We start from the raw sequence: 25,824 nt of genomic DNA on the forward strand, positions 1-25,824 counted from the left end.
CAAGGCAATGATCGATCAAGTGAGCGGACTCTGATCTTCCGGATGTGGAAACCGCAGCATTTAACGTCCTGTTCATGACTCAGGTGGAAGCCCGGCCCCAGGCCGGAGACACGGCAAGGGGCGCGGATGCCCCGAGCGGCGCCCCTGGTGTGCGCACCAAGGGCCTCGGCGGAAACTCCGTCGGCCTCCTCGGCAGTGCCGTCATCGGCATCTCCACCGTCGCTCCCGTCTACTGCCTGACCTCCACGCTCGGCTCCACCGCGGGCGAGGTCGGTCTGCAGATGCCCGCCATCTTCCTGGCCGGCTTCCTTCCGATGCTCCTCGTCGCCTTCGCGTACCGGGAGCTCAACAAGGTCATGCCCGACTGCGGCACCTCGTTCACCTGGACCGTGAAGGCATTCGGGCCGAAGATCGGCTGGATGTGCGGCTGGGGCCTCGTCATCGCGACGATCATCGTGCTCTCCAACCTGGCCGGCGTCGCGACCTCCTACTTCTGGCTCCTCGCGGGCGAGATCACCGGCAGCGACTCCATCGCCGCCCTGGACGACGACAAGGCCGTCCACATCCTCACCTGCCTCACGCTCATCGCCGTCGCCACCGCGATCAGCTACCGCGGCATGACCGCCACCAAGGGCCTCCAGTACACCCTCGTCGGCCTCCAGCTCGTCGTCCTCGCCCTCTTCATCGCGATGGCGCTGTCGAAGGCCGGCTCCTTCGAGACCTCGGTCGACTTCTCCTGGTCCTGGATGAACCCCTTCGCGGTGCAGTCCTTCGCGGCCTTCACCGCCGGGCTCTCGCTCTCGATCTTCATGTACTGGGGCTGGGACGCCTGCATGGCGTCGAACGAGGAGACCACCGGCAGCGCCAAGACCCCCGGCCGGGCCGCGCTCATCGCCATGGTCGTCCTGGTCGGCTCGTACCTCGCCACCGGCATCGCCGCCCAGATGGTCGTCGGCTCCGGCGACCAGGGCCTCGGCCTCGCCAACCCGGAGACCTCCGACAACGTCTTCGCCGCCCTCGCCGGCCCCGTCATGGGCCCCACCCTGGGCATCCTGCTCTTCGTCGCCGTCCTCGCCTCGGCGGCCGCTAGCCTCCAGACGACCTTCATCCCGGTCGCCCGCACGGTGCTCGCGATGTCCACGTACGAGGCGCTGCCGAAGTCCTTCACCAAGGTCCACCCGGTCTTCAAGACCCCCGGCAAGGCCACGATCGTCGCGGGCGTCGCCACCGGCGTCTTCTACACGGTGATGACCCTGGTCAGCGAGCACGTCCTGGTCGACACCATCTACGCGCTCGGCCTGATGATCTGCTTCTACTACGCCCTGACGGCCTTCGCCTGCGTCTGGTACTTCCGCGGCGAGCTCTTCCGCTCGGCCCGCGACTTCGCCTTCAAGGGCCTGCTGCCGGCGCTCGGCGGCCTCATGCTGACCGCCGTCTTCGGCAAGACGCTCTACGACATGTGGGACCCGGCCTACGGCTCCGGCTCCGCCGTCCTCGGCGTCGGCTCGGTCTTCGTGATCGGCGTCGGCCTGCTGCTCCTCGGCGTGGTGATCATGCTGGTCATGCAGCGGAGGAGCCCGGCGTTCTTCCGCGGCGAGATCCTGACGAAGGAGACCCCCTCGCTGGTCGTCGCCGACTGACGGGCCGACGGCCGACGGGCGTACGCACCCGAGTCACCCGAGAACGCGAAGAGGCGGGCCCGTGGGGGGTCCCGCCTCTTCGTCCTTTCGCCGCGCCGTGCGCGCCGCTCAGTGGTGTCCGGGCAGCAGCCGCTCCACCGCCGCGTTGGCGGGCGGCAGGTCGGGCGTGCCGGCCGGCTTCGCCTTGGGGGTCAGGACGCCGCTGAGCGGGACGACCGAGGGCAGGTTCATCCCGCCGGTGTCGGCGGTGGCGCTTCCGGCGGCGGAGACGGCGCCCGCCGCGGCGAGACAGGTCAGGGCGGCTGCGGTGAGGATCCTCTTCATGACCGCACCAACGCGGACGCCCCGGATCCGGTTACTGCCGCGCGGTGACTACCAGGACTGGCCGGCCGGCTGCCTGGTCGTCGCGTTGAGCCGGTTGAAGAGGTTCGTGACCCCGAGCCACGCCACGATCTGGGCGAGCTGCTGCTCGTTGTAGTGGCGCGCGGCCTCGTCCCACACCGCGTCCGGCACCGCGTCCGGGCGGTCCGCCAGTCGCGTCGCGTGCTCGGCGAGAGCGAGCGCCGCCCGCTCCGCGTCGGTGAAGTACGGGGTCTCCCGCCAGGCCGCCACGGCGTGCAGCCGGTCGTCGGTCTCGCCGTCCTTCTGCGCCTTCTGCGCCCCGCCGACCACGCAGAACCCGCAGTTGTTGATCTGGCTGGCCCGGAGGTGGATCAGGTCCAGGGTGCTGGCGGGGACGTCGCTGCCCGACTGGACGGCCTTGATCAGCTGGAAGATCGCGGGGCCGACGTCGGACAGGACGATGGCGGGGTTCGGGATGCGAGCGGTCATGGAGAGCTCCTTAGGATGCATGCATGTATGCGGAAACGAACTGGTCGCTCCGCCCGGTCCGGACGGCTGACGTGGAGGCCATCGCCGAACTGCGGGCGGAGGTGATGCGGGAGGATCTGGAGCGGCTCGGCCGCTACGACGAACAGCGGGTGCGGCAGCGGTTCCGGGACGGCTTCTCGCCCGACCACACCTCGGTCGTCGAGGTGGACGGAGCCTTCGCCGGATGCGTCACCGTGCGCCCGGACGAGAGCGGCGAGGGGCTGCACCTGGAGCACTTCTACCTGGCCCCCGGGGTCCAGGGGCGGGGCCTCGGGACGGCGGTGCTGCGTGACCTGCTCGCCCGCGCTGACGGGGAAGGGGAGCCCGTCAGCCTCGTGGTCCTGCAGGGCAGCGCCGCCCGCCGTCTCTACGAGCGGGAGGGGTTCACCCTCCGGTCCGAGGACCCGGTGGACGTGCTGATGGTGCGGCGGCCGCGGCCCGGCACGGGCGGCTAGACGGCCACGCCGGCCGGCTGCCGGACGGTCACGTTGAGCCGGTTGAAGAGGTTGGTGATGCCGACCATCAGCACGATCGAGGCGAGCTGCTTCTCGTCGTAGTGGTCGGCGGCCGCGTCCCAGACGTCGTCCGGCACCGCGTCCGTGGCGTCCGCGAGCCGCGTGGCGGCCTCGGCGAGCGCCAGGGCCGCACGCTCCTCGTCGGAGAAGAACGGCGCCTCGCGCCAGGCGGCGACGGCGAACAGCTTCTCGTCGCTCACCCCGGCCTTCTTGGCGCTCTTGACGCCGAAGTCGACGCAGAAGCCGCAGTTGTTGATCTGGCTGGCCCGCAGGTGCACGAGCTCGAGCGTCGACTCCTCGACCCCGCCCTGACGAGCGGCCTTCACCAGGTTCATGATCGCCGGGGCGGCGTCGGGAAGGACGTAGGCGGGGTTCGTCATACGGGCCTTGGGCTCGTGCAGGGCCATGGTGATCGCTCCTCAGCGTCTCTCGTTCTTCGCTTTCACTGCACTGACGGAGCGCACGAGGAGGATGTGACAGCTTCGGCGAACTTCTTTCCAAGAAGTTTTTCGACCCGCCCTGACCTGCGGATACGTCTCCGCCTCGGCCCCTCCTCCGCCTCCGTCCCCGCCTCCGTCTCCGTCTCCGTCTCCGTCCCCGTCCCCGTCCCCGTCGGCGCCCGGCCGTCTACGCCTCCTCCGCCTCCGCGATCAGAGCGGTCGCGACCGTACGGAAGCCCAGCCGGCCGTAGAGCCGGGCCACGTCCGCGTCGGTGGCCGACAGGAACACCAGCTCCACGCCCCTGGCCCGGGCGTCCGCGGCCAGCGCGGCCGTCACCGCGAGGCCGAGGCCCCGCCGCCGGGCCGCCGGGACCGTGCCGACGCCCACGACCTCCGAGACCACCCCGACGGGCTGGTGCTGGCCCGCCGAGAGGGCGCCCGCACCGTCGAGGGCCGCGGCGAGCCGGGTGAGCCCGGCCGTGATCCGCTCGGCGACCCGGTCCGCGGTGCCCGGCTGCGGGTCCATGCCGAAGGCCGCGAACGGGGCGGCGACGGCCGTCTCCAGGGCGGGGTCGTCCGCGCCCACCATGCGCACGGTGACGCCCTCCGGCTCCGGCACGGCGAGCCCGTCGCCTTCCAGGACCATCAGCGGGTGCTCGTGCACGGTGAGCCCGCTCGCCTCCACGGCCGCCCGCAGCCCCGGCGTCGTCTCCGCCACCCACTCGAACGCCTCGGGCACCCCCAGCTCCCGCTGCCGCGCCCGTACCGCCTCCACCGCCTCGACGGCCACCTCGCCGCCGTACCCGAGCGCCGGGCGCGCGTAATAGGGCCAGCCCTCGCCCTCCCGGACGAACAGGGTCAGCGGCCCGAAGTCCTCGGCGCGGGCGGAGGAACGGGGAACGGCGTCGTAGTACGTCTCGATTCGCTTCAGCACCCGGCCACGCTAGGCGGTGGGGCGGGCGGGCGCAGGCGGATTTCGGGCCGCGCGGGTGGAACCAACCGATGGCATGATCCCGTCACCCTGGGCAGGCAAGGGGAAGGACCAGGGGGGAACCATGAGCCGTACGAGCACGATCTGTCCGGGCTGCGACCGCGACGACCTGGTGCAGGCCGTGCCCGCCGTGTACCTCGCGGGCCGGAACGCCGTCACCAGCCGGGAACGGGACCGCGACGGCGACATGCGGACCGTGACCCGCACGGTGAGCACCGCGCTCTCCGACGCGCTCGCTCCGGTGCCCGAGCCGCCGACGTACGCGATCGGCTGCCTCGGCGTCCTCGCGGGCGCCGTCTCCGTCGGCACCTTCCTGGGCGGGGTCCTCGCCGGCAAGTGGTTCCGCGAGGACCCCGCGCACGAGCCGCAGGAGCTCGGCGGCTGGCAACTGCTGCCGCAGGACGTCCCCGCCGATCCGCCCGCCTACGAGTTCCTCGGCTGGATCTCGGCGCTCGCGCTGCTCGTCGCCGTCCTCGTGTTCACCCTGGTCGCGCGGCGCCGGACCGCCTTCACCCGCATCACCCGCCGCCGCCACCAGGCCGAGGAACTCTGGTCGCTCGGCTGGTACTGCCACCGCTGCGGCACGGTCCACTTCGAGGACGTCCCCGGCGAGGACCGCACCCCGCTCACCCTCCAGCGCTTCCGCGAGAAGGTCTGGGAGCACGGCGGGTACGGCGACCTGGCGGCGGAGCAGCGGGCGGTGGACCCGGCCCGTTCCTGACGGCCGGCCCGTCGCGGCCCTCGGAAAACCCGCCGCCACGCCCTACCGTGCCGGTATGCGGATCTCGACCACGATCTTCCTGACCGACGAGACCATCACCCCGGTGCGGCTGGCGCGCGAGCTCGAAGAGCGCGGGTTCGCCGGGCTCTACCTGCCCGAGCACACCCACATCCCGGTCGAGCGGGCCACGCCCTGGCCGGTGGGCGGCGAGCTGCCCCGGGAGTACGGCCGCACCCTCGACCCCTTCGTCGCCCTCGGCCAGGCCGCCGCCGTCACCGAACGGCTCGGGCTCGGCACCGGCGTCACCCTGCTCGCCCAGCACGACCCGATCGCGCTCGCCAAGCGGATCGCCACCCTCGACCACCTCTCCGGCGGCCGCTTCACCCTCGGCGTCGGCTACGGCTGGAACCGGGAGGAGGCCGCCGACCACGGCGTCGACTGGTCCACCCGCCGCGCGCTCAGCAGCGACCGGCTGGACCTCATGCGCGCCCTGTGGGCCCCCGAGCCCACGGCGTACACGGGCGGCACCGGCGACTCGGTGCGGGCCTCGCACGCCTGGCCCAAGCCCGCGGGCGGCGCCCCCCGGGTCCTCCTCGGCGGCGCCGCCGGGCCCCGGCTCTTCGACCGGATCGCCGCCCAGACCGACGGCTGGATGCCCATCGGCGGCCGCGGCCTGAGCGAGTCCCTCCCCGTCCTGCGCGAGGTCTGGGAGCGCGCCGGCCGCGACCCCAAGACCCTCCGGATCGTCCCGTACGCCGTCCTCCCCAGTCCCGGCAAACTCGCCCACTACGCGGAACTCGGCTGCGAGGAGGTCGTCCTCCAGCTGCCCCCGGGCGACGAGACGGAGGTGCTGGGCGTCCTGGACGCGTACGCGCGGTACCTCTGAGGACCGGCGGTGGGCCTTCCTGCGGAGACTCGAACATTCCCCGCCCCGCCCGCTCGTATGCTCGGTTCATGACTGATCACCAGGCAGCCCGCCCCACCGAGAACGCCATGCGACGCGCCCTCAAGCGGGCCAGGGACGGGGTCGCGCTCGACGTCGCCGAGGCGGCCGTGCTGCTGCGGGCGCGCGGCGACGACCTGACGGACCTGGTGGCCTCCGCGGGACGGGTCCGCGACGCCGGCCTGGAGGCGGCCGGGCGGCCAGGGGTCATCACGTACTCGAAGAGCGTGTTCATACCGCTCACCCGGCTCTGCCGGGACAAGTGCCACTACTGCACGTTCGTGACCGTGCCCGGGAAGCTCCGCCGGGACGGCCACGGGATGTTCATGTCGCCGGACGAGGTCCTCGCCATCGCCCGGCGCGGCGCCGAACTCGGCTGCAAGGAAGCCCTGATCACCCTCGGCGACAAGCCCGAGGACCGCTGGCCCGAGGCCCGCGAGTGGCTCGACGCGCACGGATACGACGACACCATCGCGTACGTACGGGCCATGGCGATCCGCATCCTGGAGGAGACGGGGCTGCTGCCCCACCTCAACCCCGGCGTGCTCTCCTGGACCGACTTCCAGCGCCTCAAGCCCGTCGCGCCGTCCATGGGCATGATGCTGGAGACGACCGCGACCCGGCTGTGGTCCGAGCCGGGCGGCCCCCACCACGGGTCCCCCGACAAGGAGCCGGCGGTGCGGCTGCGGGTCCTCGAGGACGCCGGCCGGTCCTCCGTCCCCTTCACCTCGGGGCTGCTGCTCGGCATCGGGGAGACCCTGGAGGAGCGGGCCGAGTCGCTGTTCGCGCTCCGGCGGGTGGCACGCGCGTACCACTCGATCCAGGAACTGATCATCCAGAACTTCCGCGCCAAGCCGGACACGGCCATGCGCGGCATGCCCGACGCCGAACTCGACGACCTGGTTGCCACCGTCGCCGTCGCCCGGCTCATCATGGGGCCGTCCGCCTGCCTCCAGGCGCCGCCGAACCTGGTGGACTCCGAGTACGAGCGGCTGATCGCCGCCGGCATCGACGACTGGGGCGGGGTCTCGCCGCTCACCATCGACCACGTCAACCCCGAGCGGCCCTGGCCCAGGATCGAGGAGCTGGCCGCCCGGTCGGCCGACGCCGGCTTCGAACTGCGCGAACGGCTCTGCGTCTACCCCGAGTTCGTCACCCGCGGCGAGCCCTGGCTCGACCCCCGGCTCCTCCCGCACGTGCGGGCCCTCGCCGACCCCGAGACCGGCCTCGCCGACCCCGACGCGCCCGTGCGCGGCCTGCCCTGGCAGGAGCCCGACGAGGCGTTCACCGCGGCCGGCCGCACCGATCTGCACCACACCATCGACACCACGGGCCGCACGCACGACCGCCGCGACGACTTCGACGAGGTCTACGGCGACTGGGAGTCGCTGCGCGAGGCCGCCGCGCCCGGCATGGTCCCCGAGCGGGTCGACGGCGACGTCCGCGAGGCGCTCGCCGTCGCCGCCGACGACCCGACGAAGCTGACCGACGCGCAGGCGCTCGCCCTGCTGCACGCGGACGGGCCCGCGCTCGACGCGCTCACCCGCATCGCGGACGACGTCCGCAGGGCCGCCGTCGGCGACGACGTGACGTACATCGTCACCCGGAACATCAACTTCACCAACGTCTGCTACACCGGCTGCCGCTTCTGCGCCTTCGCCCAGCGGCGTACCGACGCCGACGCCTACACCCTCTCCCTCGACCAGGTCGCCGACCGCGCCGAACAGGCATGGGACGTCGGCGCCGTCGAGGTCTGCATGCAGGGCGGCATCCACCCCGACCTGCCCGGCACCGCCTACTTCGACATCGCCCGCGCGGTGAAGAAGCGCGTCCCCGGCATGCACGTGCACGCCTTCTCCCCGATGGAGGTCGTCAACGGCGCCACCCGCACCGGCCTGTCCATCCGCGAGTGGCTCACCGCCGCCAAGGAGGCCGGACTCGACTCGATCCCCGGCACGGCCGCCGAGATCCTCGACGACGAGGTCCGCTGGGTCCTCACCAAGGGCAAACTGCCCACCGCCACCTGGATCGAGGTCGTCACCACCGCCCACGAGCTGGGCATCCGGTCCTCCTCCACCATGATGTACGGGCACGTGGACCAGCCCCGGCACTGGCTCGGCCACTTCCGCACCCTCTCCCGCATCCAGCAGGAGACCGGCGGCTTCACCGAGTTCGTCACGCTGCCCTTCATCCACACCAACGCGCCGGTCTACCTCGCGGGCATCGCCCGCCCCGGCCCGACCGCCCGCGACAACCGCGCGGTCATCGCGATGGCCCGCCTCCTCCTCCACCCCCACATCCCCAACATCCAGACCAGCTGGGTCAAGCTCGGCACCGACGGCGCCGCCGAGATGCTCCGCTCCGGCGCCAACGACCTCGGCGGCACCCTCATGGAGGAGACCATCTCCCGCATGGCCGGCTCCAGCTACGGCTCCTACCGCTCCATCCGCGACCTCGAGGCCATCGCGGAGGCGGCGGGCCGCCCGGCGAAGCCCCGGACGACCCTGTACGGCACGGTGCCGCAGGAGCGGCAGCGCACGGCACGCGCCTCGGACGGACACCTCCCCGAACTGCTGCCGGTCCTGCCCGCGGAGTAGCCCGCGGTTCCCGGTGAACTGCGGTCAAAAGTCGCCTGAAGGGCGTCGGATCACATAACGTTCCGGCCCCTGATCGCGCGTACCCGGTCGATTACAGTGCGGCGAGGAACCGTCAGCGAACCGCCGACCGGGGGAGGTCACGTCGTGGCCACGACAGCCGCAGCCGTGTGGGGCCGTGCCGAGCAGCAGGACTTCAGGGCACGGGTGCGGGGCTGTCTGCTGGGCGGGGCGCTGGGCGACGCGCTGGGAGCCGGGGCGGCGGAGCTGACGCTGGCGGAGCTCCGCGAGGCGTACGGACCTGACGGACTCGGCGACCCGGCGCCCGCGTTCGGCCGCCGGGGCGCCGTCACCGCCGCCACGCAGATGGGCCTGTTCACCGTCGACGGCCTGATCCGCGCCCAGGTCCGCCGCGACACCGGCGCGTGGCACCCGCCCACCGACGTCCACCGGGCCCATCTGCGCTGGGCCGCCACCCAGCGCGACTGGGGCCCCGACGAGCGCCGCAAGGACAACGGCTGGCTCGCCTGCGAGGAGTGGCTGTACGCCCGCCGTAACCCGCCCCGGGCCTGCCTCACGGGGCTCGGCGACGAGCACCTCGGCACCCTCGCCAAGCCCAAGAACCCGGACGCCGCCGACTCCGGCGCGCTCGTCCGCTCGGCCCCCTTCGGCCTCCTCGTCGGCTGGGAGCCGCAGCTCGTCTGCCAGCTCGCCGTCGAATGCGCGGCCCAGACCCACGGCGCCCCGGCGGCCACCCTCGCCGCGGGCGCCTTCGCCGTCACCGTCCACGGGCTCGCCCGCGGCGGCTCCGTCGAGGCCGCCGTCGCCCGGGCCCTGGAGCAGCTCGCGGCGCGCCCCGGCCACGAGCCGGTCACCGAGGCGCTCGGCCGGGCCCTCGCGGCCGTACGGGAGGGGGCGCCGGACGCGGACCGGGTCGCCGCCCTCGGGGCGGCCGAGGACCGGGCGGAGGGGCAGCTGGCCGCCGCGGTCTACTGCGCCCTGGTCGGCGAGGACGTACGGCACGGGCTGCGGCTCGCGGTGAACCACGACGGGCCGTCGCCGGCGACCGGCGCGCTCACCGGCGCCCTGCTCGGCACCCTGCACGGCGAGACGGCCCTCCCGCCGGCCTGGCTGGCCGAACTGGAGGGCCGTGCGACGGTCCTGGAGCTGGCCGACGACTTCTCGATGGAGATGACCCAGGGCGCCGCCCTGCACACCGCCGCCGAGTCCTCGCCGGGCTGGCTGGCGCGTTACCCGAGGGGCTGATCGGCCCGCTCGCCCGCCTGGGCGGGAATCCCGGTCCCGCCGCCGTCCGAGCCGATCCGGTCCAGGAGCGCGTCCCGCTCCGGGGTGTCCTCGGGCCGGACGAAGCCGATGAGGACGTACAGGACGAGGGACGTGGCGAGCGGCGAGACGATCTGGATCTGGAGCTCGACGCCGTCGAGGCCGTAGTTGGTGAGCCAGAAGACGAAGAGCCCGGCCGCCCAGGAGACGAGCGCCGCCGTCGGGCCCGACTTCCGGAAGGTGCGCAGCAGCCCGAGCATGAAGGGGATCGCGATCGGCCCCATGAGGCCGGCCACCCACTTGATGACGACGGTGATGATGTCCTTGAAGGTGGGGGAGTCGACCTGGGTGGCGACCGCCATCGACAGCCCGAGGAAGGCGATCGTCGACCAGCGGGCGGCGAGCAGCCCGGCCCGCTGCGTCCAGCTCCGCGCCGCCTTGCTGAGGACGGGCGCGATGTCCCGGGTGAAGACGGCCGCGATCGCGTTGGCGTCGGAGGAGCACATGGCCATGGTGTGCGAGAAGAAGCCGACGACGACGAGGCCGAGGAGGCCGTGCGGCAGCAGCTGCTCGGTCATCAGCGCGTAGGCGTCGGAGCCGTCGGGCTTCTTCGGGTCGACGAGCAGCGGCGCGCACCACATGGGGAAGAAGAGGACGAGCGGCCAGACGAACCAGAGGACGGCGGAGAGCCGGCCGGAGCGGGTGGCCTCGCGGGCGGACGGGGTGGCCATGTAGCGCTGGGCCTGGTTCCACATGCCGCCGCTGTACTCGAAGGTCTTGATGAAGAGGTAGGCGAGGAGGAAGGTCAGCGTGTACGGGCCGGCCGTCGGCGCGGTGTGGCCCTGGAGCTCGGGACGGTCCCACACGGTCCACAGCGCGCTGAACCCGCCGAGCTTGCCGAGGACGGCCACGAGCATCGCGACGCCGGCGAGGAGCTGGATGACGAACTGGCCGAGTTCGGTGAGGGCGTCGGCCCAGAGTCCGCCGACCGTGCAGTAGACGCCGGTGACGACGCCGGTGATGAGGATGCCCTGGTCGAGGGAGATGCCGGTGAAGACGGAGAGCAGGGTGGCGATGGCGGCCCACTTGGCGCCGACGTCGACGATCTTCAGGAGGACGCCGGACCAGGCGAGGGCCTGCTGGGTGGGGAGGTTGTAGCGGTCCTTGAGGTATTCGAGCGGGGAGGCGACCCGGAGGCGGGAGCGCAGCCGGTTGAGGCGGGGCGCGAAGAGGTGGGCGCCGATGGCGATGCCGATCGCGATGGGGAAGGACCAGGTGACGTAGGAGGTGACGCCGTACGTGTAGGCGATGCCCGCGTAGCCGGTGAACATCACGGCGCTGTAGCCCGACATGTGGTGCGAGATGCCGGAGAGCCACCAGGGCATCCGGCCGCCCGCGGTGAAGAAGTCGGAGACGGTGTCCACGCGCTTGTGGGACCAGACGCCGATCGCGACCATCACGCCGAAGTAGCCGATGAGCACGGCCCAGTCGAGACTGTTCATTGCGCCCCTCCATGAGATCCGGTCCGTCTTGTGAACGCGGTTCATGGTGTGGGGAGTTGCAAGGCACGGACAATGCAGGGGAGAGTCAAGGGCCAGTAAAATCGTTCTGCTTACTGACCCTTGTTCATGAGTGTGAACTTTCGGATGCGGGTCAGCGCATCAGCTCCCCGGCGTTGACCAGCAGCGACTGGCCCGTGATCGCCCGCGCCCGGTCCGAGGCGAGGAACGCCGCCGCCTCCGCCACGTCCCCGTCCGTCGCCAGCTCCGGCAGCGCCATCCGCTCGGTGAGCCGGGCGAGGATCTCCTCCTCCGGCACCCCCTCGGTGTGCGCGGCGAACCGCACGTACGCCTGCACCGGCGGGCCCCACATCCACCCCGGCAGCACGGTGTTGACCCGGATCCGGTGCGGCCCCAGCTCGTGCGCGAGCGAGTACATCGCCGAGGTCAGCGCCCCCTTCGAGGCCGCGTACGCCGCCTGCCGGACCTGCGTGGGCGCCGCCACCGCCGACTGCGTCCCGATCAGCACCACCGACCCGCCGCGCTCCTTCAGCGCCGGCAGGCAGGCCCGGGTCATCCGCAGCGTGCCGAGCAGATTGACGTCCAGGACCCCCTGCCAGGTCGCGAAGTCCGCGTCCTCCAGGCCCCCGAAGTAGGAGTCCCAGGCGGCGACGTGGACGACCGCGTCGATCCCGCCGAAGCGCTCGACGGCGAGCGCGGCCAGCGCCCCGCACTGCTCCTCGTCGGTGATGTCCGTGGCCCGGTGCGCCGTACGGCGCCCCTCCGGGTCGATCTCGGCGGCGGACTTCGCCAGGTTGGCCGCGGTGCGCGCGCCCAGTACCGCGTTGCCGCCGTCCCGCACCACCGTCTCGGCGATCCGATGGCCGAGCCCGGCCCCGACCCCCGACACCACGACCGTCTTCCCCTGGAGCAGCATCCGGACCCTCCTCGACCCTGGCCAAGTATCTGACGGTCCGTCAGAGTAGGTCCCTGTCACCGACTTGGGAAGGGGTACGAGAGTGAGCGAGGAGACCCGCAGCGACACGTACGCGGAACTGGCGGCCGTCGGGCCGTACGGCGTGCGGCCCGGCCACGCGCTGATCACCATGGTCGAACCGCATCCGGGCCAGGAGTACGCGTACAACCGCTGGTACGAGGACGACCACTACTACGCCGGCGCCATGGCCATGCCCTGGATGTACGCCGGCCGCCGCTGGGTCGCCACCCGCGACCTCCAGGAACTGCGCCGCCCGGAGAAGTCCGCCGTCGCCCAGCCCGTCACCGCCGGCTGCTACCTCTCCACGTACTGGATCACCGACGGCCGCTACGACGACCACATGAAGTGGACCGTCGGCATCAACAAGCGGCTCAACCACGACGGCCGCGTCCACCAGAGCCGCACCCACGTCTTCACGGCCTTCCAGGACCACGCCGCGACCGTCTACCGCGACGGCGCCGCCGGCCCCCGCGACTTCCACGCCCTCGACCACCCCTACGCCGGCCTGATCCTCCAGGTCATCGACGCCGACGGCCCCCAGGCCCGATCCGAACTCCTCGACCGCCTCCGCACCCGCGACCTCCCCCGCGCCCTCGCCGGCTCACCCGCCGCCATGGTGACCCTCTTCCGCCCGACCCCCCTCCCCGGCGACCGCATGACCTACGTCAAGCAGGTCGAAGGCGTCGACACCCGCCTCACCCTCCTCTGGTTCCTCGAACAAGACCCCCGCACCTCCTGGGCCGACCACTTCGCCGACCTCGAAAACCTCGGCGGCCCCACCGCCCACCTCGAACTCCTCGCCCCCTTCATCCCGACCATCCCGGGCACGGACCGATACGTGGACGAACTGCGCTGAGCGCTTCCGGGCACCCCGGAAAAACGACCGAGCCCCCTCGGCCAGGACGGCGGACCGGACGAGAGGGCTCTTCAGGTGGTGCTGGTGACGGCTGCGCGCACCGGGGGCTCAGATGGCCCCGGTGCTCACCTCGCCGACGAAGGCGTTCCACGATCCCGGACCGAAGTTGATGGACGGGCCCTCGGGGGCCTTGGAGTCCCGCACCGCGATCGCGGCCATGACCGGGGACTTCACTTCGACGCAGGCGCCGTTCCCGCCCGAGTAGGAGGACTTGGTCCACGTCTCCGTCGCACCCTGGATGATCGCCATGCTCAACTCCGGTTTCTGCCAGTGAGTGTGTCGCGCCGACGTTCTCGCCGACGTGATCGACGCTACTCGCCGGTCCCGGCCGACGGGACCGGCGTTCACACGACCGGGTGGCATATTCCAACTGGGCTTCCGTGGGAGCGATCACGAGGTGTACGGTGCCTGCCCTGGTCGGCCGGAGTCAGCCCTGGGCGTGCTTCTTGGCCATCTTCGCGATGAACTCGCGGGTCTGGTCCACGTTCAGCGCCTGCGCCCTGAGGTGCTCGTACATGACGCTGTACTTGCCGACGTCCGGCGCCTTCTCCAGGTACAGATCGCTCGTCACGCCCTCGATGTAGACGACGCTGGAGTCGGAGGTGTCCGGGAACTCCAGGATCGAGTACTGCCCGCTGATCCCCGGATGCGCGCCCATCTCGAACGGGATCACCTGCACCGTGACGTGCGGCAGGTGCGACTGCTCGATCAGGTGCTCCAGCTGCTGCACCATCAACTGCCGGCTGCCGACGATCCGGTGCAGCGCGCCCTCGTCGATCACCGCCCACAGCCGCAGCGGACGCTCCTCGTCCCGGATCCGCTCCTGGCGGCGCGTGCGGACCGTGACCCGCTTCTCGATGTCCGCCGGTGTCGACTCCGGCATCGCGCCGGAGATCACGGCCTCCGCGTACGCGGGGGTCTGGAGCAGCCCCGGGATGATCTGCGACTCGTACATCCGCAGGCTCTCCGCGTCCGTCTCCAGGCCGATGTAGACGCTGTACGGGATGTCCCCGAAGGCATGCCACCAGCCCTGCTGGCGGGAGTCCTTGGCCATCTGCATGAGGGAGTCGACCATGCGCTCGTCCTCGACCTCGTACACCCCGCACAGGTCGCGCACGTCGCGCTGGCTGATGGAGCGGCGGCCGTTCTCCAGTCGGCTGATCTTGGACTGGGAGACGAGGAGGCGCTCGGCGACCTGTTCGGCGGTCATGTTCTTCGCCTCGCGGAGCTTGCGCAGCTCCTGGCCCAATCGGCGTCGCCTGACGGTGGGGTTGACGTTGGACGCCACGGAAACTGCACCTCCGGCTGGGGTCTGCTGCGTAGCTGTGAGTATCTAACGCTTGGCAGACTGCCACCTAGGGCCGGGTGTGCGCTGGGAAACGACGACAACGCACATGTGCGGGGCGGTCGTCCAGACCGCCCCGCACAGCTGTGCGGCTCCCGGGTTGGTTCCTGGTGCTTCTCGCGCGGTGGTGTCAGTGCACCGCCGCGCGGGCCATGCTGCCCCGCGGCTGCGCCGGAACGCCCGCGGCCGGAGCGCGGCGCGGTTGCGCCGCGGCACCGTTCTGGACGTCCATCACGGCGTGCGCCACGAGTCCGCCCATCGGGTCGTGCCGGATCAGGTCACGCAGCCGGGACCGCGACGACCGTCCTTCGTTGCCGGGGTAGAGGTGCTTCCCGAGACCGACCGCGTGGGCCAGCGCGGCAAGCGCCGCGGTCCGCGGGTCCGGCGGTACGCCGGTGCGGATCGCACTGTCCAGCCGGGAGCGGATCTCCCGACTGATCGCCGTTTCCGTCGCCTGGTAGCGAGTCGTCGGCAACACCCCGCACATCTGGGTCTCCACGGCATGCACCATGCCGCATCGCTCCAGATGCGAGAGATACGTCTGACGGAGCCCCAGTCGGGGTCCGCCGATCCAGTGGACGGCCCGAACCGGGCTGCCGCGCCTGCGCAGCAGCTCCAGCGCGGAGTCCAGTGTCGGATCTCCGGTCGGCCGTGGCATCACCACGGCGATACGATCCCCGTCAGGGGCTATCCGGCCTGCCAGCGCCAGCTCCACTAGCTGTGCTCCGGCCAGACCGAGGTCGAGCGACTGCGGCTGCGCTGTGGTACCCGTGGTCGGGTCCAGAGCGAGCAGTAGAAGCTCTTCCGGAATACTTCTGCGGCTCCTGCCCATCCATGCCTCCCCGCGTGGATGAATGACAGGGTGACCCCTCTCACATTCATCTGTCGAGAGTGCCTGGGTGCTTCATCCGGGAACCAGTAGGTATGTCGTTCTCGTCTAGCACGGGAGCCAAGGGGTTCACACAGGACACTGGTAGACGGTTCGGACGTACGTATGACGCATGGAGGAGGCACGGTGGCGGGCGAGTCCCCCGACAAGGCGGAGCAGCAGGGGTCGTCTCAAGAGACGGCGGCCTCGGGCGGCGGCGGCCGGGATCCGCGGCTTTCCGTGCTCCGAGAACCAGAGCCTTCGTCGTCCGCGCCGGCCTCACGGGTCCAGGTCGACCAGCCGACCGCCGTCTTCAAGACCCTGGCGCCGCGCACGCCGGAGGACGACGCCCCGAAGCCGGCCGCGGCGACCGCGGCCGCGGGGGATGCGACGGACGTGGCGGATGCGACGGATGCGGCCGCGGAGGATGCCTCGGAGTCGGTGACCGGGGACGCGCCGGAGGCCGTGGCGGAGGACGCCCCGGAGCCGGCCGTCGACTCCGAGCCGGAGAGCGCGCGGCTGAAGGCGGCCGTGGCGGCATGGGTCGCGACCGCGGGGGAGCCCCAGGGCGACAGCGGGGCCGAGGAGGCCCCTGTGGCCCCTGAGGCTGCCGTGGAGGCCCCTGTGGCCGCCGTGGACGCTCCCGAGGCTTCCGTGGACGCTCCGGAGGCCGACGAGCCGGGCGACGAGCCCGAGGACGTGCCCGAGGCCGAGGACGAGCCGGACGTCGAGACCGGCGACGAGGACGAGCCGGACGTCGACGAGGGTGAGCCCGAGGCCGACGACGAGGGCGACGAGGAGCCGGTCGAGGACAAGGCGCCGGTCGAGGGCAAGGCGCCGGTCGAGGACAAGGCGCCCGCCGCGTCCTGGTTCGCCGCGCGGAAGCCGGACGCCGCTGTGGCCGAGGCCGCCGGGAAGCCGACGGCCGAGGCGGGGGAGAAGAAGCCGGCGGCCGAGCCGACTGTCGAGGCCGCCGCTGACGCTGTCGGTGGCGCCGAGTCCGCCGCCACCGAAGGCGAGCCCGACGACGAGCCCGACGACAGCCCCGTCGACCAGCCGACGGCCATGTTCAAGATGATCCGCCCGCCCGTCGTGGACCAGCCGACGACCGCGCTGAAGCTCCCGGCCGATCTGACCGGGAACCCCGACAGCGAGCGGACCAGCACCTTCCTGCCGCTGCGCCCGGACATCCCCGCCGAGCGGAAGGCCCAGGAGGCCGCGGCGCCCGCGACTCCGGCCGCCGCCAAGGCACAGGCCCCCGCGCCCGCGACCCCTGCCGCTCCCAAGGCGCAGGCGCAGGCCCCCGCGCCCGCGGCATCCAAGCCGGCCGCGCAGCAGGCCGCGCCCGTGCCGCCCGCCGCGCCGGTCGAGGCGGAGCGGACGCGGCAGCAGCCGTTGCCGCCACTGCCGCCGCTCGACCTGCTCGCGGAGCTGACGAACACGCCGCCTCCGCCGCCGACGCCGCTGCGGACGACCGTGCGGCGGGTGCGGATCTGGACCCCGCTGGTCCTGCTGGTTCTGATCGTCTTTGCGATCGTGCAGATGGTCCGTCCGCTGCCCGCGCCCGTGCTGACCCTCTCCGCCGCGCCCACGTTCACGTTCGGGGGCGGCGAGCTGACCATGCCGTGGCCGAACGAGGGCCAGGGTGCCGTCGAGGTCGAGGGCGTCGGTTCCATGGGGCTGTACGGACCGCAGAAGCCGGCCCCGATCGCGAGCGTCACCAAGACGATGACGGCGTACGTGATCCTCCGCGACCACCCGATCAAGGGGAAGGCGGGCGGTCCCGAGATCACGGTCGACAAGAAGGCCGCCGACCAGGCGAAGGCCGCGCACGAGTCGACCGCGCAGGTCCAGGAGGGCCAGACCTACACGGAGAAGGAGCTCCTGGAGCTCCTCATGATCCCCTCCGCGAACAACGTGGCCCGGCTGCTCGCCCGCTGGGACGCCGGTTCGGAGGCCGCGTTCGTCGCCAAGATGAACGCCGCCGCCAAGGAGCTGGGCATGACCCAGTCCACGTACACCGACCCGTCCGGTCTGCTCGACAGCACCGTGTCGACCCCGCAGGACCAGCTGAAGCTGGCGAAGGCGGTCATGCAGTTCGAGGTGTTCCGCGAGATCGTGAACATGCCGAACGTGACGATCGACGGCATCCCGGGCCGGATCGAGAACAACAACAACATCCTCCTGGAGCCGGGCGTCAGCGGCATCAAGACCGGCTCCTCCACCCCCGCCGGCGGCAACCTGCTCTGGTCGGCGAGCACCGTCGTGGACGGCGAGAACCGCCGCATCCTCGGCATCGTCATGGGGGCGAAGGACGCGAAGCTGCTCAACGACAAGCTCCAGCTCGCCATCGACAACAGCCTCAAGCTGATCCAGCAGGCCCAGAACGACGTCACCTCCGCCGCCGTGGTCAAGAAGGGCCAGGTCCTCGGTTACGTCGACGACGGCCTCGGCGGCCGGACGCCGGTCGTGGCCACCAAGGAGCTCAAGGCGATCGGCTGGCCGGGCCTCAAGGTGAAGCTGGAGCTCACCGACGGCGGCAAGGCCGTCCCGCACTCCGGCAAGGCCGGCGACATCGTCGGGCAGGTGTCGATCGGCACCGGCGCCGGCAAGGTCAGCTCCCCGGTCGCCCTCCAGAGCGACCTCGCGGAGCCCGGCTTCGACAAGAAGCTCACGCGAGTGGGCTGAGCGACCGGGCCGAGGAAGCACTCGCTCGGCCGGGCACCCCGGAACCCCGGGGCGCCCGGCTGTTAGCGTTTCCGGGGGACGAGACGCACGCGTGGACCCACGCGAGAAGCGAGACGGGCAGCACGGGAAAGGGCCGCAGTGACCACCGCCGAGCCGACACGCGCCGACCGCGCGGACTCCGACCCCGACGTCTACCGTGGGACGCGTGATACCCGCGACGCGCGTGACTCCGGTGGCGATAGTGACGCCCACGACTCCCGTGACGCCATCGATGCCCGCGACTCCCGCGACGCCCACGACTCCCGCGACGCTCGTGACGCCGCCGACGGCCCGGGCACGGATACCGGACTCTCTTCGCTCCCGCGAATAGTGCTTCCGACCCAGCGTCCCGCCCCCGCGCCCTCCCCGGTCTCGCCCGCTCCCACGCCGCGGCGCAAGCGCCGCTACACGGTCATGGCGGCCACCGGGCTCGCCGCCCTCACCCACATCCTGTGGTTCTTCTTCTTCGCGAACAGCGGCGGGGACCTGGCCGCGCAGGACGCCTGGGCCGAGTTCGTCGGACGGCACCCGGACTCCGCGTACAACCTGGCCTGGTACGGCGGGATGCACCCCGTCTCGTACAGCGTCGTCTCGCCCTACCTGATGTCGCTGCTCGGCGTCCGCAGCACCATGATGGTCGCCGGGACCCTGTCGGCCGCGCTGACCGCGCTGATCCTGGTGCGGGTACGGGCGGTGCGGAACCCGATGGCCTGCTCGATCGCGGCCGTCTTCGCGTTCCTCTGCAACGCGCTCTCGGGCCGGGTCACCTTCGGCCTCGGCATGATGTTCGCGCTCGGCGCGGTCGCCGCCGTCTTCTGCTGGCCGCACCGCTGGCGCCGCAAGCGCTGGGCCAAGGCCGCGGTCGCCGCCCCGCTCGCCGGTCTCGCGACCGCGTGCAGCCCGGTCGCCGGACTGTTCCTGGGCATCGCGGCGGCGGCGCTCTTCCTCAACAAGAGGCGCCCCGGCGCGTACGCCCTCGGCCTGGCCCCGGTGGCCGTGGTCGCGCTCTCCTCCTGGCTCTTCCCGTTCTCGGGCACGCAGCCGATGGCGTTCGGCTCGGCCGCGCTGCCGCTGCTCTTCGGGGCGCTCGTCTTCCTGCTCGTCCCGGCGGACTGGCGCACGGTCCGCACCGCCGCCGCCGTCTACACCGTCGGCACGCTGCTCACCTGGCTGATCGACTCGCAGATCGGCTCGAACATCTCCCGGCTTCCGATGCTGTTCGCCGGTGTGGTGCTGCTCGCCGCCCTGCCGTACACGGCACCGCGCTCACGCCGCTGGTACGCGCTGCTGCTCGCCTTCGCCGGGTTGAACTTCTGGATCGGCTTCAAGGGCGTCGACGACGTCATCCGGACCGCCCCGGACGCCTCCTGGGCGCGCGAGCTCGCGCCGCTGGTCAACCAGCTCCAGGTGCGGGACGCCCGCAAGGCGCGGGTCGAGGTCGTGCCGGCCTCCAGCCACCGCGAGTCCTCCGCCCTCAGCCCGTACATCAACCTGGCGCGGGGCTGGAACCGCCAGGCCGACATGGAGCGCAACCCGCTCTTCTACGACGACACCCTCGACGCCGTGAACTACCAGGACTGGCTCGACCGCTGGGCCGTCCACTACGTGGTCCTGCCCACCGGCGCCCCCGACTCGGGCGCCGAGCGCGAGGCGGAGCTGGTCGAGGACGGCCTGCCGTACCTGAAGCAGGTCTGGTCGGACGAGAACTGGCGCCTCTACGAGGTCGAGGACCCGACGCCGCTGGCGGACCCGCCCGCGCAGGTGCTCAGCGCGGAGGAGAACGAGGTCGTCATCCGCGTCGACAGCCCCGGCCGGGTCCTCATCCGTGTCCCGTACTCCCCCTGGCTCGCCCTCGTCGACGAGCAGGGCGGCAAGGTCGAGGCGCCCCAGGAGACCGAGGAGTCCAAGCTGGCCCGCGAGGAGTCCGACACCGAGATCCCCAAGGTCTTCGCCAACGAGGAGGGCTGCCTCTTCAAGGCCGAGGCGGACACCGAGGGCGACGAATGGACCACGCTGATCGCCCCCGAGGCGGGCGTCTACCGCCTCGCCGCCCCGTACAAGCTCTCCCGCGGCACGGCCTGCCCGGAGGAACTGCGCTGAGACGCCGCGGCCCGCTGCCGCAGGGGCGCCCGTACGGGCTCCCGTAAGGGCGGGTTCCCGAACGGGCGGACTCCCGTAAGGGCGGGATTCCGTCCGAGTGGGCTCCCGTACGGGTGAGTCAGGGGTTCCGGTAGCCGGCGAGCATCCGCCGCATGCCGAGGGCGTGCCCGCCGCTGGTGATGACGAGGAGCCGGTAGATCCGCCCCGCCACCCCCGGGAACGCCGCACGGGTCTCGGCGAGCAGCCGGGTGCGGCCGTCCGCCAGGGGCTCGATCCGGAAGACCAGGCTGTACGAGGAGAACCGGTGCGCGCCCGCGAGCGCCAGCTCCCGCCCCGGGACGGCCCCCACCACCCGGAAGCCGGGGTACGCCGAGCCCTCCGCGAGCGGCCGCGGCCCGGCCGGTTCCCGCGGATCGGCGCGTACGAGCCGGGCGTACCGGGCTCCGCCCTCGCGGGACAGCGACCGCTCCAGGCGCGCGAGGAGCCGCTGCCACAGCTCCTCGGCCCCGGCGTCCACCGTCACGGTGTGCGCGTCCACGAACGGCAGCGGGTCCGTCGTGCCTGTCGTCATCGCCGTTCCCCCCGGCCGTGCGTGATCACGCTCCGAAGCTAGCCGCGCGCCCCGGCGGGAACAAGGCCGGCGCCGCCGGCCGGGACGCCCGTGACGGTCCACCGAGTCGCGAAAGGGGATATTCCGGACGAAGATGACGAATCGTGGACCTTGGTGCCGTGCCCCCATGGCGCCCACGGGAGGTGGACAGGGATGTCCGAGCTCATCGTCATCGGCTACGACGACCTCGACCGGGCCGAGCAGGCATTCGGCACGGTGCAGGACCTGCAACGCGACTACGTCGTGCACCTGCACGGCCTCGCGGTCGTCTCCGTCGACACCGAAGGACGCACCCACGTCGACACGTCGAGCCGCGTCGTCGGCGTCTCCGCCGCCTCGGGCGCCCTGTGGGGAGCCATCTTCGGCATCCTCTTCCTGCTGCCCGGCCTCGGGCTCCTGACCGGCGCGGCCCTCGGCGGCCTGGTCGGCAAGCTCAGCAAGTCCGGCGTCGACGAACGCTTCCGCGAGCAGGTCGGCGACCTGCTCAAGCCGGGCTCCGCGGCCGTCGTGATCATGGCGTCGAAGGTCACGGAGGACAAGTTCACGGCCGCGATGCAGCAGCACGGCGGCACGCTCCTGAAGACCTCGCTCAGCGACCAGGACGAGAAGGAACTCTCCGAACAGCTCACCGGCCCGCAGTAGCGGCCCGCCGCGGGCGGCCCGTCCGCGGTCCGGCCCGTTCCCGGGCGGCGAACCGGCAGGTCACCGAGGCCACCGGCCGGTCGCCCACCCCGGATTCCCGCACCCCGGATTCCCCACCGCCCCCGATCCCCCCGATCCCCCCCCCGCCCCCCCCGATCCCGTCCCCGATCCCGCCCCCACATCGGATCCCCCCTCGGATCCCCCGTCGGATCCCTCCGCGAAAGGCCAGCACCATGCACCCCGCGCTCAGCACCGAAGGGCTCGCCGACCTGCGGCGGCCCCGGCCCTACCCCGCCCTGTCGCTCGTGATGCCAACCCACCGCCGCGAGCCGGACAACACCCAGGACCCCGTACGGCTGCGCAACCTCCTGGCCCGGGCGGAGAAGGCCCTCGAGGAGGACCCCGCCGTGACGCGGGAGCGGCGCGCGGACGTGGTGGGCCGGCTGGAGCAGGCCGTCGCCGAGGTCGACCTCGCGCATGCCGAGGAGGGCCTGGTGATCCACGTGGCACCCGGCGAGCACCACGTGTGGTCGCTGGCCCGTACCGTCCCCGAACGGGTCGTCCTCGCCGACACCTTCCTGACCCGCAACCTCGTCGCCGCCGAGGCCGCCGAACGGCCCTACTGGGCGCTGGCCCTGGCCGCGGACCGGATCTCGCTGTGGAGCGGCGGATCGGAGCGGGCCGTCGAGCACACGGCGGACGGGTTCCCGTTGACGCGGAGCCTCGACGACCCGGACGCGGAGCGCAAGGAACGCGTCGGGGACCTGCCGAGCACCTTCCGCGACGAGGACGCGCGGTCCTTCTTCCGCGAGGCGCACGAGGCCCTGCGGACCGTCCTCGCCTCCTCGCCCCGGCTGCTGTACGTGATCGGCGAGGCGCCCGCGGTCGCCCTCCTGGAGGAGACCGGGTCGCTGCCGCAGGGCACCACCTCCGTCCCGCACGGCGGCCTCGCCCAGGGGCCCGCGGAAGCGGTGCGCAAGGCGCTCGCCCCGCTGCTCGCCGCCCACCGGGAGGCGCTGACCACCACCGTCCTGGCCGAGCTGGACGCGGCACGGGGCCGGCGCGAGTACGCCGGCGGCCTCGACGAGGTCTGGCAGGCCGTACAGGCGGGCCGGATCCGGCTGCTCGCCGTCGAGGAGCACTACCGCACCACCGTGCGCGACCAGGGCGACCATCTCGAACCCGCCGAGGGCTCCGACCTCGACTCCCGCGACGACATCGTGGACGAGATCGTCGAGCAGGCGCTGGAGACGGGTGCCGAGGTGCGGTTCGTCCCCGACGACGCCCTGGCGGACTCCACCCGCATCGCCGCCGTCCTGCGCTACTGACCATGTCCGATTCCCCCACGGCACCGGAGGAACCACGAGTGAACACCTCGGAGCCCCGCGGGCGACGACCGGTCCGCGCGCGGGCGGCGGGCGCCGCTCTCGCCGTCGTCGTCACCGCGCTCGGCGCGGCCACCCTCGCGGCCTGCGACTCGGGCGGCGACGACACCGGCGCCCCGACGTTCAGCGAACGTCCCACGGCACCCGACACGGCCTCCTTCTCCGGCGCGCCCCCCTCGTCCGTCGCCTCGGCGGCGGAGTCGCGCATCGCGTCCGCGCAGGCATCGGCCGCGTCCGCCGCCGCCTCGGCCTCCGCGCGGGAGGCCGAGCGCAAGGCGTCCATCGGCGCCGAGGTCGAGCGCTCCCGCCAGGCGGCCGAGAACGCCCTGAAGGGCGTCGAGGGCCGTGGCAACGCCCTGAACGAGGTCGCGATGACCGGCAAACCCCGGGCCGACACGAACGGCCTGCTCACCGTCGTCGTCAGCATCACCAACAAGACGGACTCGAAGGCGTCCTACGCCGTCCAGGTCGACTTCCTCGACCCCTCGGGCAAGGTCGTCGAGACCCAGTTCACGGGCGCGGAGAACCTCGCGCCCGGCGGCCGCGCCCAGCCCCTGGTCATCAGCCGCGAACCGGCCGAACCGGTGCTGACGCCGAGGCTCACCAAAGCCCAGAGGTACTGAGCCGAGCACCGACTGAGCACCGGACCGAGCACCGGACCGAGCACCGACTGAGTAACGAGCACCGAGCACCGAGTACCGAGAACCGAGAGGGGATCAGCGCATGTCCGAACTCATCGTCATCGGCTACGACGACCACGCGGTCGCGACCAGGGCCTTCAAGACGGTCCAGAAACTCCGCGACGAGCACGCCGTCAAACTCAAGGGCCTCGCCGTCGTCAAGGTCGACGAGGACGGCGAGACCCATGTGGACACTCCCGCGAAGAGCGAGGAGATCGCCCTGTCGGCCACGGCCGGCGCCCTCTGGGGCATGGTCTTCGGCATGGTCATCCTCACCCCGGCCATGGGCGTGGTGGGCGCGGCCATCGGCGGTCTCATCGGCAAGCTGAACCAGATGGGCGTCGACAGCGGGTTCCGCAAGAAGGTGAGCGACCTCCTCGCCCCCGGCTCGGCGGCCGTCGTGATCATGGCCACCGAGATCACCGAGGCCCGGTTCACCGCCGCGATGGAGCCCTTCGGCGGCACCGTCCTCAAGACCTCCCTCTCGGAGGAGAGCGAGCGCGAACTCGCCGAACAGCTCGCCGGCCCCGACTCGACGGCCTGACCCCGTAGGCGTACGCCAACCAACGGGCGTACGCACACCGACGGGCCGCCGGCTCCCTCCGTACGGGGGGAACCGGCGGCCCGTCGGCACGCGGTGGCCGACCGCGGCGGTCCGAGGGTGGCGCCGGACTCACCGTGGTGCCGGACTCAGAAGTCGACGGCGTCCCGGATCAGCGGACACGTCATGCAGTGGCCGCCGCCGCGCCCGCGGCCGAGCTCGGCGCCGACGATGGTGACGACCTCCACCCCGGCCTTGCGCAGCAGGGCGTTGGTCTGGGTGTTGCGGTCGTACGTGAAGACGACGCCGGGTTCGACGGCGACGGCGTTGTTGCCGCTGTCCCACTGCTGGCGCTCGGAGGCGTAGACGTCGCCGCCGGTCTCGATCACCCGCAGCCCCGGCAGCCCGAGTCCCTTGGCGACGACGTCGACGAACGGGGTGGTGCCCTCGTCGACGATCTCGACCCCCGGGGCCTTGTCGGAGGGCCGCAGCGAGAAGGTGTGGACGGCGTCCACGATCGTCGGATAGAGCGTGACGATGTCGCGGTCGGCGAAGGTGAACACGGTGTCGAGGTGCATCGCCGACCGCAGCTTCGGCATCCCGGCCACGATCACGTGCTGGGCGGCGCCGCGGGCGAACAGCGCGGCCGCGACCTGGGTGATGGCCTGGCGGGACGTCCGCTCGCTCATCCCCATGAGGACGACGCCGTTTCCGACGGGCATGATGTCGCCGCCCTCGAACGTCGCCTGGCCCCAGTCCTGTTCGGGGTCGCCCCACCAGACGGTCGCGTCCTTGAAGTCGGGGTGGAAGGTGTAGACGGCCTTCATGAGCAGGGTCTCGCCGTGCCGGGCGGGCCAGTACAGCGGGTTCAGGGTCACCCCGCCGTACAGCCAGCAGGTGGTGTCACGGGTGTAGAGCGTGTTCGGCAGCGGCGGCATGAGGTACTCGCGCGCCCCCACGCCCTCGCGGGCGAGCGACACGTAACCGGAGCGGAACTCGGCGGGCAGATCCGCCGTGGACAGCCCGCCGATGAGGAACTCCGCCAGCTCGCGCGGGGGCAGCGATTCCAGGAAGGCCCGGGTGTCGTCGACCAGCCCGAGGCCGACCTCGTTGGGGACGATCTTCCGGTCGAGGAGCCAGTCCCTCGCCCCGGGAACGGTCATCGTGTCGGCCAGCAGCCGGTGCAGCTCGACGACGTCCACCCCGCGCTCGGTGAGTTCGCCGACGAAGTCCGCGTGGTCCCGCTGCGCGTTCTCCACCCACATCACGTCGTCGAACAACAGGTCGTCCGAGTTGGTCGGGGTCAGCCGCCGGTGCGCGAGACCGGGGGCGCAGACCAGGACCTTCCGCAGGCGGCCGACCTCGGAATGGACGCCGAGCGCGGGTTCACCCGTCGAGGTGTCAGAAGTCATCGTGCTGCTGCCTTTCCTGGAGGGGGGATACGTGTGCTCCGCCCGTGCGGGTGGATCCCACGGGGGTGGCCCATGGGGGTGGAGGCCCGATCGGCCCGGGTGAC

Annotated in this window: 24 protein-coding genes; 13 read left to right on the forward strand and 11 right to left on the reverse strand. The window is 72.2% G+C overall.

Annotation, left to right across the window (positions count from 1 at the left end; genetic code table 11):
- The first annotated feature begins 74 nt into the window (after window positions 1-74).
- Complete coding sequence (locus ACFVZH_RS27395; RefSeq protein ID WP_384901237.1) at window positions 75-1,640, forward strand: APC family permease; 1,566 nt, start codon at window positions 75-77, stop codon at window positions 1,638-1,640.
- Between the two features lie 108 nt (window positions 1,641-1,748).
- On the opposite strand, the gene ACFVZH_RS27400 is transcribed toward ACFVZH_RS27395, so the two are convergent.
- Together ACFVZH_RS27400 and ACFVZH_RS27405 are read right to left on the reverse strand one after the other, a co-directional pair.
- Entirely contained in the window at window positions 1,749-1,964 is a 216-nt protein-coding gene (locus tag ACFVZH_RS27400) for a hypothetical protein (RefSeq protein WP_384901239.1), read from the reverse strand.
- Between the two features lie 48 nt (window positions 1,965-2,012).
- On the reverse strand, window positions 2,013-2,471 hold the full coding sequence (locus tag ACFVZH_RS27405) for a carboxymuconolactone decarboxylase family protein (protein WP_384901241.1): 459 nt from the start codon (window positions 2,469-2,471) through the stop codon (window positions 2,013-2,015).
- A gap of 23 nt (window positions 2,472-2,494) precedes the next feature.
- Between ACFVZH_RS27405 and ACFVZH_RS27410 the strand changes: the two genes are divergently transcribed.
- Window positions 2,495-2,965 carry a GNAT family N-acetyltransferase gene (locus ACFVZH_RS27410; RefSeq protein ID WP_384901243.1) on the forward strand — a complete coding sequence of 157 codons (471 nt, stop codon included), beginning with the start codon at window positions 2,495-2,497 and terminating at the stop codon, window positions 2,963-2,965.
- Here the strand turns inward: ACFVZH_RS27410 and ACFVZH_RS27415 are convergent.
- Window positions 2,962-3,432: a carboxymuconolactone decarboxylase family protein gene (locus ACFVZH_RS27415; protein ID WP_384901245.1), complete on the reverse strand. Its 471-nt coding sequence runs from the start codon at window positions 3,430-3,432 to the stop codon at window positions 2,962-2,964. The two genes, ACFVZH_RS27410 and ACFVZH_RS27415, sit on opposite strands and share 4 nt — an antisense overlap.
- Window positions 3,433-3,652: 220 nt before the next feature.
- Window positions 3,653-4,399: a GNAT family N-acetyltransferase gene (locus tag ACFVZH_RS27420; protein ID WP_384901246.1), complete on the reverse strand. Its 747-nt coding sequence runs from the start codon at window positions 4,397-4,399 to the stop codon at window positions 3,653-3,655.
- Window positions 4,400-4,520: 121 nt separating this feature from the next.
- Here ACFVZH_RS27420 and ACFVZH_RS27425 point away from each other — a divergent pair, with 121 nt between their 5' ends.
- The 4 genes from ACFVZH_RS27425 (at window position 4,521) to ACFVZH_RS27440 (ending at window position 9,980) form a co-directional block, all read left to right on the forward strand.
- Entirely contained in the window at window positions 4,521-5,177 is a 657-nt protein-coding gene (locus tag ACFVZH_RS27425; protein WP_384901248.1) for a hypothetical protein, read from the forward strand.
- 55 nt (window positions 5,178-5,232) lie between these two features.
- Window positions 5,233-6,063 carry an LLM class F420-dependent oxidoreductase gene (locus ACFVZH_RS27430; RefSeq protein WP_384901250.1) on the forward strand — a complete coding sequence of 277 codons (831 nt, stop codon included), beginning with the start codon at window positions 5,233-5,235 and terminating at the stop codon, window positions 6,061-6,063.
- Between the two features lie 68 nt (window positions 6,064-6,131).
- The gene (locus ACFVZH_RS27435; RefSeq protein WP_384901252.1) at window positions 6,132-8,717 is read left to right on the forward strand and encodes a bifunctional FO biosynthesis protein CofGH; all 2,586 of its coding nucleotides are present in this window, start codon (window positions 6,132-6,134) and stop codon (window positions 8,715-8,717) included.
- 144 nt (window positions 8,718-8,861) lie between these two features.
- Window positions 8,862-9,980 carry an ADP-ribosylglycohydrolase family protein gene (locus ACFVZH_RS27440; protein WP_384901254.1) on the forward strand — a complete coding sequence of 373 codons (1,119 nt, stop codon included), beginning with the start codon at window positions 8,862-8,864 and terminating at the stop codon, window positions 9,978-9,980.
- On the opposite strand, the gene ACFVZH_RS27445 is transcribed toward ACFVZH_RS27440, so the two are convergent.
- On the reverse strand, window positions 9,965-11,500 hold the full coding sequence (locus tag ACFVZH_RS27445) for a sodium:solute symporter family protein (protein WP_384901256.1): 1,536 nt from the start codon (window positions 11,498-11,500) through the stop codon (window positions 9,965-9,967). The genes ACFVZH_RS27440 and ACFVZH_RS27445 overlap by 16 nt on opposite strands.
- Before the next feature lie 151 nt (window positions 11,501-11,651).
- Window positions 11,652-12,434 carry an SDR family oxidoreductase gene (locus ACFVZH_RS27450; protein ID WP_384901257.1) on the reverse strand — a complete coding sequence of 261 codons (783 nt, stop codon included), beginning with the start codon at window positions 12,432-12,434 and terminating at the stop codon, window positions 11,652-11,654.
- Between the two features lie 82 nt (window positions 12,435-12,516).
- Here ACFVZH_RS27450 and ACFVZH_RS27455 point away from each other — a divergent pair, with 82 nt between their 5' ends.
- Window positions 12,517-13,350 (forward strand): hypothetical protein, encoded by an 834-nt coding sequence (locus tag ACFVZH_RS27455; protein WP_384901259.1) that lies wholly within the window; start codon window positions 12,517-12,519, stop codon window positions 13,348-13,350.
- Between the two features lie 108 nt (window positions 13,351-13,458).
- Here ACFVZH_RS27455 and ACFVZH_RS27460 read toward each other — a convergent pair whose 3' ends face one another.
- From ACFVZH_RS27460 to ACFVZH_RS27470, 3 genes are all read right to left on the reverse strand, one after another.
- A complete protein-coding gene (locus ACFVZH_RS27460) occupies window positions 13,459-13,659 on the reverse strand; it encodes a DUF397 domain-containing protein (RefSeq protein ID WP_384901261.1) in 201 nt (66 codons plus the stop codon).
- Between the two features lie 178 nt (window positions 13,660-13,837).
- The gene (locus tag ACFVZH_RS27465; protein ID WP_384901263.1) at window positions 13,838-14,698 is read right to left on the reverse strand and encodes a helix-turn-helix domain-containing protein; all 861 of its coding nucleotides are present in this window, start codon (window positions 14,696-14,698) and stop codon (window positions 13,838-13,840) included.
- A gap of 187 nt (window positions 14,699-14,885) precedes the next feature.
- Complete coding sequence (locus ACFVZH_RS27470) at window positions 14,886-15,587, reverse strand: GPP34 family phosphoprotein (RefSeq protein ID WP_384901265.1); 702 nt, start codon at window positions 15,585-15,587, stop codon at window positions 14,886-14,888.
- A 276-nt stretch (window positions 15,588-15,863) separates the two neighbouring features.
- Here ACFVZH_RS27470 and ACFVZH_RS27475 point away from each other — a divergent pair, with 276 nt between their 5' ends.
- Both ACFVZH_RS27475 and ACFVZH_RS27480 read left to right on the forward strand, forming a co-directional pair.
- A complete protein-coding gene (locus ACFVZH_RS27475; protein WP_384901267.1) occupies window positions 15,864-18,311 on the forward strand; it encodes a serine hydrolase in 2,448 nt (815 codons plus the stop codon).
- A 453-nt stretch (window positions 18,312-18,764) separates the two neighbouring features.
- The gene (locus ACFVZH_RS27480) at window positions 18,765-20,450 is read left to right on the forward strand and encodes an MFS transporter (RefSeq protein ID WP_384901311.1); all 1,686 of its coding nucleotides are present in this window, start codon (window positions 18,765-18,767) and stop codon (window positions 20,448-20,450) included.
- 118 nt (window positions 20,451-20,568) lie between these two features.
- Here ACFVZH_RS27480 and ACFVZH_RS27485 read toward each other — a convergent pair whose 3' ends face one another.
- Window positions 20,569-21,021: a hypothetical protein gene (locus ACFVZH_RS27485; protein WP_384901268.1), complete on the reverse strand. Its 453-nt coding sequence runs from the start codon at window positions 21,019-21,021 to the stop codon at window positions 20,569-20,571.
- Window positions 21,022-21,213: 192 nt separating this feature from the next.
- Here ACFVZH_RS27485 and ACFVZH_RS27490 point away from each other — a divergent pair, with 192 nt between their 5' ends.
- The 4 genes from ACFVZH_RS27490 to ACFVZH_RS27505 all read left to right on the forward strand — a co-directional run bounded on the left by ACFVZH_RS27490 (window position 21,214) and on the right by ACFVZH_RS27505 (window position 24,311).
- The gene (locus ACFVZH_RS27490; protein WP_384901270.1) at window positions 21,214-21,702 is read left to right on the forward strand and encodes a DUF1269 domain-containing protein; all 489 of its coding nucleotides are present in this window, start codon (window positions 21,214-21,216) and stop codon (window positions 21,700-21,702) included.
- Between the two features lie 233 nt (window positions 21,703-21,935).
- On the forward strand, window positions 21,936-23,030 hold the full coding sequence (locus tag ACFVZH_RS27495; RefSeq protein WP_384901272.1) for a chemotaxis protein: 1,095 nt from the start codon (window positions 21,936-21,938) through the stop codon (window positions 23,028-23,030).
- Between the two features lie 38 nt (window positions 23,031-23,068).
- Window positions 23,069-23,710: a hypothetical protein gene (locus ACFVZH_RS27500; protein ID WP_384901274.1), complete on the forward strand. Its 642-nt coding sequence runs from the start codon at window positions 23,069-23,071 to the stop codon at window positions 23,708-23,710.
- A 100-nt stretch (window positions 23,711-23,810) separates the two neighbouring features.
- Window positions 23,811-24,311, forward strand: coding sequence for a DUF1269 domain-containing protein (locus ACFVZH_RS27505; RefSeq protein WP_384901276.1), 501 nt, complete (start codon window positions 23,811-23,813; stop codon window positions 24,309-24,311).
- 146 nt (window positions 24,312-24,457) lie between these two features.
- Here ACFVZH_RS27505 and ACFVZH_RS27510 read toward each other — a convergent pair whose 3' ends face one another.
- Entirely contained in the window at window positions 24,458-25,720 is a 1,263-nt protein-coding gene (locus ACFVZH_RS27510) for an arginine deiminase (RefSeq protein WP_384901278.1), read from the reverse strand.
- Window positions 25,721-25,824 lie beyond the last annotated feature (104 nt).

The organism is Streptomyces sp. NPDC059534, from assembly GCF_042743475.1.
Classification (GTDB): domain Bacteria; phylum Actinomycetota; class Actinomycetes; order Streptomycetales; family Streptomycetaceae; genus Streptomyces.